Origin of the sequence: Lentzea flaviverrucosa, from assembly GCF_003350445.1 — a bacterium.
Classification (GTDB): domain Bacteria; phylum Actinomycetota; class Actinomycetes; order Mycobacteriales; family Pseudonocardiaceae; genus Lentzea; species Lentzea californiensis.
The window spans coordinates 457,227-469,723 of sequence record NZ_QQAU01000005.1 but is presented as its reverse complement, the minus strand read 5'-3'; the positions used below and the strand labels follow the sequence as shown (position 1 = coordinate 469,723).

Here is a 12,497-nt window from a genome sequence, read left to right as displayed (position 1 = left end):
GGTCTTCGGTTACGCACACGCGATCCCCGCAGCGCCCGCTCGCAGTACGGGGCATGCGGACAGAGGATGCCGATCTCACGGTCGGCTAGGTGGAAGTGAAACCCAACAACCCTTGGGGCCCCGGTGCTACTTGCACCGGGGCCCCTCGTGATGTGGAGGCGCGATGACCCCAGAGAACAACGAATCTGCGGACAACGAACCGCAGACCACCGCCGAGAAGTTCGACGACGAGTACTACCCCGCCTACACGATGGGCCGGGCCGCGGAACTGCTCGGCACGACGGCGAACTTCCTGCGCAGCCTCGACGAGGCGAAGCTCATCGAGCCCCAGCGCTCAGCCGGCGGCCACCGCCGGTACAGCCGCTACCAACTGCGTCTGGCTTCTCGCGTCCGCGCCTTGATCGACCAGGGCACGGGACTGGACGCCGCCTGCCGCATCGTCACCTTGGAAGACCAGCTTCAGGAGGCACGGGCGCTCAACGCCCAGTCCGCGCCTCCAGCACCCGAGGGGCCGTACCCGCCGCTGCGAGGCGTCTGACCCGTTCGCGGGTATGGCCGGAGACATGGATCTGCGCTGGTGAAGACCCTGTGTTGAGCCTTCGACCAGCGCAGATCGAGAACTGCGTGGGCGAGGTCAGCCGCGCAGTTCCATCGTGCGGAGCTTCTACGATCCGTCTGGCACCGGTTTGAGCTGGGATGAGCGGGAGATCTGGACCCGACCGGCGACCGGCGTTCCACACATGATCCACAACTCGTAGCTGACACAGGAGGCTTCGTTGGCTGAGACCTTGACCGCTCAGGAAGTCGCACAGTGGATGGCCAACCAGGTCTCCGAACACGGAGAGCTGTACCAAGAGGACGCTCTCCACCTCATCGAGAAGAACTTCGGCGAGGAGTTCACCGAGCAGAAGGACAACGGCAGCTGGGGCATCGCGAGCGCCGTACTGAAGGCCTTCACCAGCCTCACCACAGAGACTGTCGTGTGGGTGAAGGGCGAGAGGTACTGGAGGCCGCGCGAAGACGGTGACGCGCCGGGCCGCTCACAAGACGCATGAACATATGATGCCCAGCGCCAGGAGGCACTAGTTCTCCATACCCAGAGACTTAGATCGGATGATCGATCGATGCCTCCGCAAACAGCCGGCCTTCGGGTCGTAACGCAGTAGATCGACAAGATCTTCTGGGAGACCAAGCAGGGCTGAGTTCAGAGCCCTGTAGACGACGCTGAACAGCGAAAACCTCTTTCGTCGGTCAGCGTCGTTTGTCGTCTTTGTGGGCTGTTCGACAGCCCTCAGACGGCCTGCGTTCATCCTAATTGGACAGACGATCAGCGCTGAAAATCCGGCCCGCAGCCGTCCGCCGCGCAGCGTTCGAGCACTCGGTGAACCGAAGCTCGGACAGCGGCCTGGCGATCCACTTGCGATCGAAATGCGACGACATCGAATACTCGGCCCGGCGTGGTGGACCACACGGAGCCGAGTTCGGCGGCATCGGCATGAGCGTTGGTCCGTTCGGGGCGTAGGGGCGCGTTGATGGACGTTGCTGGTGACGCCGCAGTGCACCATCGCACGATGCGTAGGTGGGTCGTGGTGGTCCTGGCCGGCGTAGCCGTGCTGACTGTCGGCGGAGTGATGCTGGCAGTCGGGTTGGACACCGCGGATAAGGTCGGCAGCGTCGTGGGTGCCGTGTGCGGCATGGTCGGCCTCGGAATATCGACCTATGGCCTGCGCGTAGCGCGTTCTGGCGGCCGGCAGGGGGCACCAGAGACGCAAGCGTCCGCGACAAACTCGGTCTCCAGGTCGCGTGTCACAGGTGGCGTCACTCAGGTCGATTCGGTCGACGGCGACCTAGTAACGGGTGGGACGAACATCAGTCGCGCGAACGCAGTGGTTGCAGGACCGGGCAGCATCATCATCGGCCGCCTGGAATCTACAAGGTTGCTGGCATCGGCTGTGACGGCCGAACCGTTGCCTCCTCCGACGGTCGAGCTGTGTATCGGACGCGACGAGCAGATTGACGCGGTATCTGCGGCATGGAGGACCGGTCAGTGGGCTGTCGTCGTTGGCGGACCGGGGATTGGGAAGTCAACGCTGCTGGGCCGAGCGATCGGTCTGGACGCGATCGTCACGGCATTCGGGGAACGCCGCTTTGTGGTGTCCTGTGATGGTGTCAGTACCGCGGGCGTAGTGATCGACAAACTGGCGACGGCGTTGGGCGTTGGTTTGGGTGAACACCTGCGGAACCGGGTGGTGTCCTTCCTGCGCACTACGCCCTGCGTGCTGGTACTGGACAACTTCGAGACCGTGACCGATGCCGATCCGGCCGGGGCGGTAGAGCTGCTGTCGACATTGCGTGCAGTCCCAGATCTTGTTGCAGGGATCGGATCGCGTGGCGCACGCGTACCCGCGGGCTTTGTCGGACTACGTGAGATCAACCTGGGTCCACTGCCCCAGGAAGCCGCACTGGCTGTCTTCGTGGCTGTCGCAGGCGAGCGTCACCGTGCCGATCCCGCCTTAAAAGCGTTGATGGCGGATTTGGACGGGGTGCCGTTGGCCATCGTGCTAATGGCCTCTCTTGCCCGCACAGAGTCTTGCCTGGATACCTTAGCTACCGCATGGCGTGCCAAACGTACCGACCTTCTACAACATGGTGCCAACCCGGACCGGACATCCAGCCTGCCGGTGTCGATTGAACTGTCCTGGGACCAGCTAAGCCCAGGCGGCCATGCGGCATTGTCACTGGCCGCGCTGCTGCCTGATGGCTGGCCTCACAACAAGGCTGGGATGTACCTGCCCGACGAACTGGCGGCCGGGGTCATTGAGCTGAGCCACCGGTCGCTCCTACACGACGACGAACTCCGGCAACGATGCCTAGCCCCTCTTCGTCAGCATGTGCTCAAACATCACTTCCCCGACTCGCCAGCGATCACTTTGCTTGTTGCTCCAGTCCTCAAGCTCACCGCACGAGCTGCACAGGTTGGCAGCGCGAAAGGTGCCGACGCTGCAATAGATATTGCTCCTGAGCTGACGAACCTAACCGAAATAATCCGAGCCGGCCTTGCTTGCATACCCGATTTTATAGACGCGGTGCCCGATCTGCTTAATTTTCAGCGCCTCACCGGCCTTGGAAATGAGCAGATCGGCTTGGATGCGCTCTCCTGCACCACTTCGTTGACGTCCCAGGCGAGATGCTCCTCCGCACTCGCCCAGCTCTACCTCAGCCGCAATAAAAATGACCAAGCTCGGGCGCTATTCAACCAAGCACTGCCCCTCTATCAACGCATCAGTGACGTCCTGGGCGAAGCTAACTGCCTACGCAACCTCGGCGAGCTAGCGTTCCATGAGGCTGGTTATAGTCATGCTCGAACGCTGCTGAACCAAGCACTGCCCCTCTACAGACAAGTCGGGAACGCCCTGGGCGAAGCCCACTGTCTACGCGATCTTGGCGAGCTAGACCTCCAGAAATCCGATCACGATCAAGCCCGAGCAATGCTCAAAAATGCATTAATCCTATACAGACAAGTCGGGAACGTCCTCGGCGAAGCCAACAGCTTACGCAACCTTGGCGAGCTGGCCCTCCACGAATCCGACCACGACCAAGCCCGCATCCTGTTCGACCAGGCACTACCCGTTTACCGACGCGTTGGCGACGCTTTGGGCGAAGCTAACTGTCTGTGCGACCTCGGTCGGTTGGCATTCCGCCAATCCGACCACAGCCAAGCCCACACCCTATTCAACCAGGCACTATCCCTCTACCAACGCGTTAGCAGTGTTTTGGGCGAAGCTAACTGTCTGTGCGACCTCGGTCGGTTGGCATTCCGCCAATCCGACCACAGCCAAGCCCACACCCTATTCAACCAGGCACTATCCCTCTACCGACGCGTCGGAAATGTCATGGGCGAAGCCATCTGCCTGAGCAAAATCGGCCAGCTCGCATTCCGTGAATTCGACCACGGCCAAGCCGGCACGTTATTCGACTTGGCACTACCCCTTTACCAACGCATTGGCGACGTCATGGGCGAAGCCTACTGCTTGTGCAACCTCGGACGGCTAGCACTCGCCGAATCCGACCGCAAGCAGGCCCGCAAGTTGTTCAACCAGGCACTGCCCTTATATAAATGCATTCAGGATCGATACTCGGCAGCAGTTACACACGCGTGGCTCGCCCGCGCCACAGATAAGGATCAACACACCAAGCATAAACATGAAATGAATCTACTGGCTACGGAGCTGGACTTGCCAGGCTTTCAGGAGGCGCTTCGAATCATTGCCGAAGGCTGACTCTGGAGTTCCGTCGTGCGGAGCTTCGAGAATGCTCCGATCACGGCTATGACCTGGGACTGGGACCCCGTCGGCCGTTCATCGGGTGCACTCTGTTCCGTGCATGTTCCGTCGGCAAGCCTGTGGGCAGGTCGACGCCGCCAAGGCGGCGAGCTGTCCATGAGCGCGGCAGCCGAGCGCCGGAACCAGCTCGATCAAGTCGATGTCCGCGCGCTCGTACCTCCGCAAGCCACTATCCGGCCGTTACACGAAGCCGATGTGGCATCTCATCCCACAGCCGGCCGTCAAGCTCGCGCCCTGTGCCTTGGGGGTCCGACCGCCCCACTGCTTGAAGAAGAACGGGACGTTGGCTGCCAAACACTGATCACGAATGTCAGTAGCCCAGTCCGCCGCCATCGGACGAGCGCCGTGCCCAGATTCTCCATCGACGATCACCCAAGCGATACCGGTTAGGTCGAGGTTGGGCAGCGGGCCAAGTAGCGGCTCGCAAGACAGAAAGCGCACGGCGGCAGGCACCTGTCGAAGCTGATCGATGCGCGACACCACGTCTTCGTTCTCTACAGAGGAACGACGCACGTTCCGGACGCTCGAAATGTTCGAGCGCCTCGAACTCGATCCCGCGGCCGTGGTCGTCGTCAACGACTGGCAGTACGCCGGGTCCGGCCACGACAACGACGCGGAACGCGAGCTCGCGGCCAGCATCGCCGAACGGGTCCGGGCGCAACGCCTACGCAAGTACGAACAGGAAGGGGGATCTCATGGCCGCCAAGCTGCCTGACCCGGACGACTTCATGACGGCAGACGAGTTCTGCGCGCGGATGCGCATCTCGAAGGACACGTTCTACAAGTGGCGGCAGATCCCCGGTGCCGCTCCTGTGGTGCACAAGCTGCGAAACGGGTCGTTGCGCATCTCTGGTGCCGACTTCACCGCGTGGCTCCTCGACCTGAGGAGTGAGGTCGCGTGAACCTCACCTACAAGGTGAACGTCTGGGAGCTGAAGGTCCTCAAGCCGGACAAGAACGGCAAGAGACGGCCCAAGCCCTACGGCGTCCGCTGGATCACGGCGGGCAAGGAGCAGTCCGAGTGGTACCGGACCAAGACGCTGGCCAACAACCGCCGGAACCAGCTCATCAAAACCATGAACAACGGTGAGGCCTTCGACATTGACTCTGGGCTTCCTGAGTCAGAGGCCAAGGCCAAGGTCGCCAGATCGCTCCTGAAGGCGGCTCAAGAGTTCATCGATCACGAGTGGGACGACGCGGCGGCCAACACGCGGAAGCGGCTCGTGGACACGCTGGCCGTACCAATCGCCGCGTTCGTCACCGCAGACAAGAACGCACCGGACGAACGCCTGTTGCGGCGTGTTCTGACCACCTGCCTCTTGCCCACGAACCGCCGAGAGCGGGAACTGACCGAGGACGAATCGGCGGCGGCTGACTGGATCACGACGCACTCACGGCCCGTCCGGCAGCTGGCGGACAAGATCGAGATATCGAACCTGCTGCGTTCCCTCGGTCGAAACCTCGGCGGCAAGAAGGCGTCCACGTGGACCACGCGAACTCGGCGCGGCGTGCTGCACCACCTGCTCAAGTTCGCGGTAGACAAGGAGCAACTCGTGGCCAACCCGGTCACCGGCCAGAAGGCCGCGATTCAGCGTGGCAACGTCGAGGTTGATCCCCGGTCGGTGCTCAACCCGAAACAGGGTCGGCAGATCCTGGCGGCCGTCACGTACGCGGGGACGATCACTGGCCAGTACGACTACCTGTACGGGTTCTTCGCGACGATGTACTACGCCGCTCTTCGGCCGTGCGAGGTCAACCGGCTCCGTGAGGTGGACTGCAAGCTCCCTGAGACCGGCTGGGGCGAACTGATCCTGGAGAAGTCCGCTTCGAGGGCGAACAGCCGCTACACCGACTCGGGCGAGATGTGGGAGGAGCGGACGCTGAAGCGACGGGCTGAGGGCGCCGTGCGGGTCGTCCCGATCCCTCCGCAACTCGTGGCCGTCCTCAGGTTGCACCTCGCGACGTTCCGCACCACGCCGGACGGCTGTTTGTTCCGCGGGAAGGTCAGCGGAGCGCCGATCAACGCGACGGTCTACACGGACGCGTGGAAGAAGACGCGCAAGATCGGGCTGTCACCCCAGCAGTACGCCTCGCCGCTCGCGGGAGATCCGTATGACCTCCGTCACGCCGCCGTGTCGACGTGGCTCGCGGCCGGCGTGCCCCCGACCGAGGTAGCGGAGCGTGCGGGCCACACCGTGGACGTCCTGCTGAAGGTCTACGCGAAGGTGTTGGACGGTCAGCGAGACACGTCCAACCAGAAGATCACGGAACTGCTCAGCGAAATCGACCACCTCGGCATCCGTCCCGAGCCGAGCCGGGTGCGAGAGCGCCAACGGCCGATACCTAAAGAGATGGACGATGGTTCCGAGAGGGAAGTGGCTGTGATGGAAGACGATCTTGTGCAGCAGTACGCCGCGTTGATCAAGGAGCGTGAACGGCTGATGGGCCGCCCCCGCCTCCCAAGGCCGGTACCGCACGATGCCCCGGCCAGGAGCGAACGGCCGTCTCAGCGGTTGGCTGAGCTGGGCGCCCAGGAGGTCACCGTGATCATGCAGTGGGAGGACCGGGGGCTCGACCCCGCAGACCTCGAACGGCGGGCCCGCGATTTCAACGCGGAACGTGAAGACCAGGAGGACGGCGAAGACGCCGAGTGAGGACCGTTTTGGCAGGTAGGCTCACATGAGAACGCCCCGAGCAATGATCTTGCTCGGGGCGTTTTCTGTTCCGTGCATGTTCCGTGAGCCATGGCAGACAGACGCAGTTAGCGGCAGACGGTGACCTGGCGGCGCTGACGTCGTTGGCAGCATCTGAGCAGGTCAACCGGCATTTCGGCCCTTCGCACAGGAACAATGGAACGGCACTGCGTGGGCGAGGTCTAGCCGCGCAGTTCCATCGTGCAGCACTTCGGGCCGCCGCCCGACTTGCGCAGCTCCGAGATGTCCACGAACACGGGCTCGAACCCGCGCCGCGCCACCTGCTCGGCCAGATGCGTGGCCTCGACCGGCATGACGACGTGCTTGCCGTCGGACACCGCGTTCAGCCCGAGGCACACCGCGTCGGCATCGCTGGCGATGACCGCGTCCGGGAACAGGCGGCGGAGGACGCGCTGAGACCCGGGCGAGAAGGCCTCCGGGTAGTACGCGACCAGAGGAGTAGGCGACTGGTCGTCGAGCATGAACAGCGCCACGTCGAGGTGGTAGAAGCGCGGGTCGACCAGCTGCAGCGAGACGACCGGGACGCCCAGGACCTCTTGGGCCTCGCCGTGTGCGCCGGGGTCCGTGCGGAAGCCCGTGCCGGCCAGCAGCAGCGAGCCGGTCCAGGTGAAGTCGCCCTCTGCCTCGTTCACGGCGGTGGGCATGACTACGGACTTGTAGCCCGATGAGAGGAACCAGCGGCGGAAGTGGTCGGCTTCGGCTGAGCGTTGCGCGGCCCTGAAGCGGGAGCCCAGGACTCGGCCGTCGATGACGGTGCCGCTGTTCGCCGAGAAGACCATGTCCGGCAGGCCCGGTACCGGCTCGATGACCTGTACGTCGTGGCCCAGGCGCTCGTAGGTCTCCTTGAGCGCTGTCCACTGCTCCACGGCCAGCGTTGTGCTGGTGGGCTGGGTGGGATCCATCCACGGGTTGATGGCGTACTCCACCGTGAAGTACGTCGGCGGGCACATCAGGTACCGACGGGTCGTCGGCATGCGCGTCGGCGCGAGGGGTGCGGCGATGTCGAGCGTGATCGGCTCGCCGGGCCCGGAGATGGATACGGTCATGGATCGAAATGTAAACGGCGGTTAGACCATCGAACAACGCCGCGACATTGCGTCAACTAGGGCAGAATGTTGCGTGTGGACAGCATCGACCATCGAATCATTTCGTGCCTCATGGCCAACGCCCGTTCCAGCTACGCGGAGATCGGCAAGGAGGTGGGACTGAGTGCTCCCGCGGTGAAGCGGCGGGTCGACAAACTGCTGGACACGGGGGTGTTGCGGGGGTTCACGGCGGTGGTGGACCCGGAGGCGCTGGGGTGGGGTACCGAGGCGTTCGTCGAGGTGCACTGCAAGGGGAACGTCGCGCCGCACGACATCCAGCACCGGCTGGAGCCGATGGCCGAGGTCAGTGCGGCTTACACGGTGTCCGGGGCGGCGGACGCGATCGTGCACCTGCGGGCCGCGGACATCCACCACCTCGAGACCGCGCTGGAGCGGCTCAGGGCCGTCGAGATCATCGACCGGACCGTGTCGACGGTCGTGCTGTCCCGGCTGCTGGACCGGCCGATCGCGCCCTAGGGTGCGGGCATGGCTGAGGTTCTGCTGGAGCACCACGATTCCGTTGCCGTGATCACGATCAACGATCCGGAGCGGCGCAACGCACTGACCATCGACCTGTCGCAGGAGCTCGCGGACAAGGTCGCGGAAGCGGAACGGGAAGCCAACGCGCTGGTCATCACGGGTGCCCCGCCGGCGTTCTGCGCGGGCGCGGACCTCACGCAGCTCGGCAACTCCAAGGACGAGGGGCTGAAGCGGATCTACCAGGGCTTCCTCGCCGTGGCCAACGCGAAGATCCCCACGATCGCCGCGGTCAACGGGGCGGCGGTCGGGGCCGGGCTCAACCTCGCGCTGGCCGCGGACGTCCGGATCGCCGGGCCGAAGGCGCGGTTCGACGCGCGGTTCCTGCAGCTCGGCATCCACCCCGGCGGCGGCATGACGTGGATGCTGCAGCGGCTCGTCGGCCCTCAGACCGCCACGGCGATGACGTTGTTCGGGCAGATCCTCGACGCCGACCGGGCCGTCGCGCACGGACTCGCCTACGCCAGGGCCGAAGACCCACTGGCAGTGGCGAAAGAGCTGGCGAAGGCCGCCGCCGAGGCACCGGCGGAACTCGTCCGGACCATCAAGGCGACGATGCGGGCGACCGATGCAATGCACGACCACGAGGAAGCGGTCGCGCTCGAGCTGATCCCACAGGTCGCTTCGATCGACACTCCAGAGTTCGCTGCGAGGCTTGCCGCGATGAAGGCTCGGATCAGCGGGCGGTAAGTGTTACCTTGGGTAACAGGTATCGAGGGTGACGTCTACCGCATTCGGGTATCCGCTGGTGGCGCTGTGCTTACCGTTGAGTTAAGGACCCGGTGCGGCAGATGGGACAGTTCGTCTCGCCTGGTGGTACACGGCCCGTCTCGCAGGCGGTCCTGGCGACTACCCTCGTGGTGGGGCACGGCCACCCTTGGAGAGAGGTATCGGCGTAGGAATGAGCACTGAGACCCGCAAGCTGGATCGCGTTGTGATCCGCTTCGCCGGCGACTCCGGTGACGGTATGCAGCTCACCGGAGACCGGTTCACGTCGGAAGCGGCGGCGTTCGGCAACGACCTCGCCACGCAGCCCAACTTCCCCGCCGAGATCCGCGCACCACAGGGGACCCTGCCCGGTGTGTCGTCGTTCCAGCTGCACTTCGCCGACTACGACATCCTGACGCCCGGTGACCGTCCCGACGTTCTCGTCGCGATGAACCCGGCCGCGCTCAAGGCGAACGTCGTCGACCTGCCGGACGGCGGCATCCTCATCGTCAACACCGACGAGTTCTCGAAGCGGAACCTGACGAAGGTCGGGTACGACTCGAACCCGCTCGAGGACGACTCGCTCGAGAGGTTCCAGGTCCACAAGGTCGCCATGGCGACGCTGACCATCGGCGCCCTCGAGGAGACCGGCCTCGGCAAGAAGGACGCCGAACGCGCGAAGAACATGTTCGCGCTCGGCCTGCTGTCGTGGATGTACCACCGGCCGACCGAGGGCACGGAACGGTTCCTGCGCGAGAAGTTCGCGAAGAAGCCGGACATCGCCGAGGCCAACGTCCTGGCGTTCCGCGCCGGCTTCTACTACGGCGAGACGACCGAGGCCTTCGCCGTCACCTACGAGGTGGCGCCCGCGAAGCTCAACGTCGGCACCTACCGCCAGATCACCGGCAACACGGCGACGGCGTACGGCATCGTCGCGGCGGCCCAGCTCTCGAAGCTGCCCGTCGTGCTCGGCACGTACCCGATCACCCCGGCGTCGGACATCCTGCACGAGCTGAGCAAGCACAAGAACTTCGACATCACCACGGTGCAGGCCGAGGACGAGATCGCGGGCATCGGCATCGCCCTCGGTGCGTCCTACGGCGGCGCGATCGGCGTGACGTCGACGTCCGGCCCCGGTATCGCGCTGAAGTCCGAGACCATCGGTCTCGGCGTGATGACCGAACTGCCGCTGCTCGTGATCGACGTGCAGCGCGGTGGCCCGTCCACCGGTCTACCGACGAAGACCGAACAGGCCGACCTGCTGCAGGCGATGTTCGGCCGCAACGGCGAGTCGCCGGTGCCGATCGTGGCGCCGCAGTCCCCCTCGGACTGCTTCGACGCGGTGGTCGACGCGACCAGGATCGCGCTCAAGTACCGCACCCCGGTGCTGTTCCTGAGCGACGGCGCGATCGCGAACGGCTCCGAGCCGTGGATGATCCCGGACGTCGAGACGCTGCCCGACCTGACGGTCGAGTTCGCGACGGACCCGGAGAACTTCCAGCCCTACTCCCGTGACCCGGAGACGCTGGCACGTCCGTGGGCCGTGCCCGGCACCCCTGGTCTGCAGCACCGCATCGGCGGTCTGGAGAAGCAGGACATCACCGGCAACATCTCGTACGACCCGGAGAACCACGACAAGATGGTTCGCCTGCGCCAGGCCAAGATCGACGGCATCGAGGTGCCGGACGTCGTGGTCGAGGACCCGGACGGCACCGCGAAGGTCCTGGTCGTCGGCTGGGGTTCGTCCTACGGCCCGATCGGTGCCGCGGCACGCCGGGTCCGCAAGCTCGGCCTCCCGGTCGCGCACGCGCACCTGCGGCACCTCAACCCGTTCCCCAAGAACCTGGGTGACGTGCTGAAGTCGTACGAGAAGGTCATCGTGCCGGAAATGAACCTGGGCCAGCTGGCGTTGCTGCTGAGGGCGAAGTACCTGGTGGACGCCGTGTCCTACACCAAGGTGCAGGGCCTGCCCTTCAAGGCGGAGGAGCTGCAGGACGTGCTCGCTGACGTGATCAAGGGGGTGTCGGCGTGACCGCCATCGACATCGGACTTCCCGGCCTGACCGGGGTTCCCACGACTGACGAGAAGCAGACGGCCAGGGACTACAAGTCGGACCAGGAAGTCCGCTGGTGCCCCGGCTGTGGCGACTACATCGTGCTCAACACCATGCAGTCGTTCCTGCCGTCGCTGGGTCTCAAGCGCGAGAACATCGTGTTCGTCTCGGGCATCGGGTGCTCGTCCCGCTTCCCGTACTACATGAACACGTACGGCATGCACTCCATCCACGGCCGTGCGCCGGCCATCGCCACGGGTCTCGCCGTGGCGCGGCCGGACCTGAGCGTGTGGGTGGTGACCGGTGACGGCGACGCGCTGTCCATCGGCGGCAACCACCTGATCCACACGTTGCGCCGCAACGTGAACCTCAAGATCCTGCTGTTCAACAACAGGATCTACGGCCTCACCAAGGGCCAGTACTCGCCGACCTCGGAGCCGGGCAAGGTCACCAAGTCGACGCCGATCGGCTCGGTCGACCACCCGTTCAACCCGGTGTCGCTGGCACTGGGCGCGGAGGCCTCGTTCGTGGGCCGGGCGCTCGACTCGGACAAGGCCGGTCTGACCTCGGTGCTGCGCCAGGCTGCGGAACACCGCGGTTCGGCGCTCGTGGAGATCTACCAGAACTGCCCCATCTTCAACGACGGCGCGTTCGACGTGCTGAAGGACGCGGACGAGGCACAGCGGCGGATCATCCACGTCGTGGACGGTGAGCCGATCCGGTTCGGTCGTGAGGGCGAGTACTGCGTGGTGCGCGAGGGCTTCGGGCTCGCGGTCGCCAAGTCCGCGGACGTGGACGCGAGCGACATCGTCGTGCACGACGCGTCGGACCTGAACCTGTCGTTCGCGCTCTCGCGGCTGTCGACTCAGGACCTCACGCACACCGTCACGGGCGTGTTCCGCCGTGCGGACCGCACGACGTACGACGACGGAGTGCGTGCGCAGGTCGACGAGGCCAAGGCCAGTAAGGCCGCGGACCTGAGCAAGCTGTTGCACGGCAAGGACACCTGGACCGTGGTCGGCTAGACCCCGGAACCACGAAAAGGCCCCCACCGAACG

General features: G+C 64.8%; 12 protein-coding genes. 10 read left to right on the top strand and 2 right to left on the bottom strand.

Annotated features, from left to right (window positions below):
* Positions 1–163: 163 nt before the first annotated feature.
* From DFR72_RS19070 to DFR72_RS19060, 3 genes are all read left to right on the top strand, one after another.
* Positions 164–538 carry a MerR family transcriptional regulator gene (locus DFR72_RS19070; RefSeq protein ID WP_090065915.1) on the top strand — a complete coding sequence of 125 codons (375 nt, stop codon included), beginning with the start codon at positions 164–166 and terminating at the stop codon, positions 536–538.
* 238 nt (positions 539–776) lie between these two features.
* On the top strand, positions 777–1,055 hold the full coding sequence (locus DFR72_RS19065; protein ID WP_143086715.1) for a DUF6953 family protein: 279 nt from the start codon (positions 777–779) through the stop codon (positions 1,053–1,055).
* 516 nt (positions 1,056–1,571) lie between these two features.
* Entirely contained in the window at positions 1,572–4,280 is a 2,709-nt protein-coding gene (locus DFR72_RS19060) for a tetratricopeptide repeat protein (protein ID WP_170176312.1), read from the top strand.
* Positions 4,281–4,523: 243 nt separating this feature from the next.
* Here the strand turns inward: DFR72_RS19060 and DFR72_RS46970 are convergent, their stop codons facing one another.
* Entirely contained in the window at positions 4,524–4,796 is a 273-nt protein-coding gene (locus DFR72_RS46970) for a DUF5131 family protein (protein WP_245983182.1), read from the bottom strand.
* A gap of 16 nt (positions 4,797–4,812) precedes the next feature.
* On the opposite strand from DFR72_RS46970, the gene DFR72_RS46965 reads away from it, so the two are divergent.
* From DFR72_RS46965 to DFR72_RS19045, 3 genes are read left to right on the top strand one after another with little or no spacing between them, the layout of a single operon-like run.
* Positions 4,813–5,058, top strand: coding sequence for a hypothetical protein (locus DFR72_RS46965; RefSeq protein ID WP_245983186.1), 246 nt, complete (start codon positions 4,813–4,815; stop codon positions 5,056–5,058).
* Positions 5,039–5,245: a helix-turn-helix transcriptional regulator gene (locus DFR72_RS19050; protein WP_090065918.1), complete on the top strand. Its 207-nt coding sequence runs from the start codon at positions 5,039–5,041 to the stop codon at positions 5,243–5,245. The genes DFR72_RS46965 and DFR72_RS19050 overlap by 20 nt, the downstream gene beginning before the upstream one ends.
* Entirely contained in the window at positions 5,242–6,996 is a 1,755-nt protein-coding gene (locus DFR72_RS19045) for a tyrosine-type recombinase/integrase (RefSeq protein WP_090065919.1), read from the top strand. The genes DFR72_RS19050 and DFR72_RS19045 overlap by 4 nt, the downstream gene beginning before the upstream one ends.
* Positions 6,997–7,217: 221 nt before the next feature.
* Here DFR72_RS19045 and ddaH read toward each other — a convergent pair whose 3' ends face one another.
* Entirely contained in the window at positions 7,218–8,030 is an 813-nt protein-coding gene (gene ddaH / locus DFR72_RS19040) for a dimethylargininase (protein WP_170176326.1), read from the bottom strand.
* A 138-nt stretch (positions 8,031–8,168) separates the two neighbouring features.
* Between ddaH and DFR72_RS19035 the strand changes: the two genes are divergently transcribed.
* From DFR72_RS19035 to DFR72_RS19020, 4 genes are all read left to right on the top strand, one after another.
* Positions 8,169–8,618 (top strand): Lrp/AsnC family transcriptional regulator, encoded by a 450-nt coding sequence (locus tag DFR72_RS19035; RefSeq protein ID WP_177224552.1) that lies wholly within the window; start codon positions 8,169–8,171, stop codon positions 8,616–8,618.
* 9 nt (positions 8,619–8,627) lie between these two features.
* A complete protein-coding gene (locus DFR72_RS19030) occupies positions 8,628–9,368 on the top strand; it encodes an enoyl-CoA hydratase (RefSeq protein ID WP_090065921.1) in 741 nt (246 codons plus the stop codon).
* Positions 9,369–9,579: 211 nt separating this feature from the next.
* Positions 9,580–11,418, top strand: coding sequence for a 2-oxoacid:acceptor oxidoreductase subunit alpha (locus DFR72_RS19025; RefSeq protein WP_090065922.1), 1,839 nt, complete (start codon positions 9,580–9,582; stop codon positions 11,416–11,418).
* Positions 11,415–12,464, top strand: a complete 1,050-nt coding sequence (locus DFR72_RS19020; protein WP_090065923.1) for a thiamine pyrophosphate-dependent enzyme — start codon at positions 11,415–11,417, stop codon at positions 12,462–12,464. Before DFR72_RS19025 ends, DFR72_RS19020 begins: the two co-directional genes overlap by 4 nt.
* Positions 12,465–12,497: the final 33 nt, after the last annotated feature.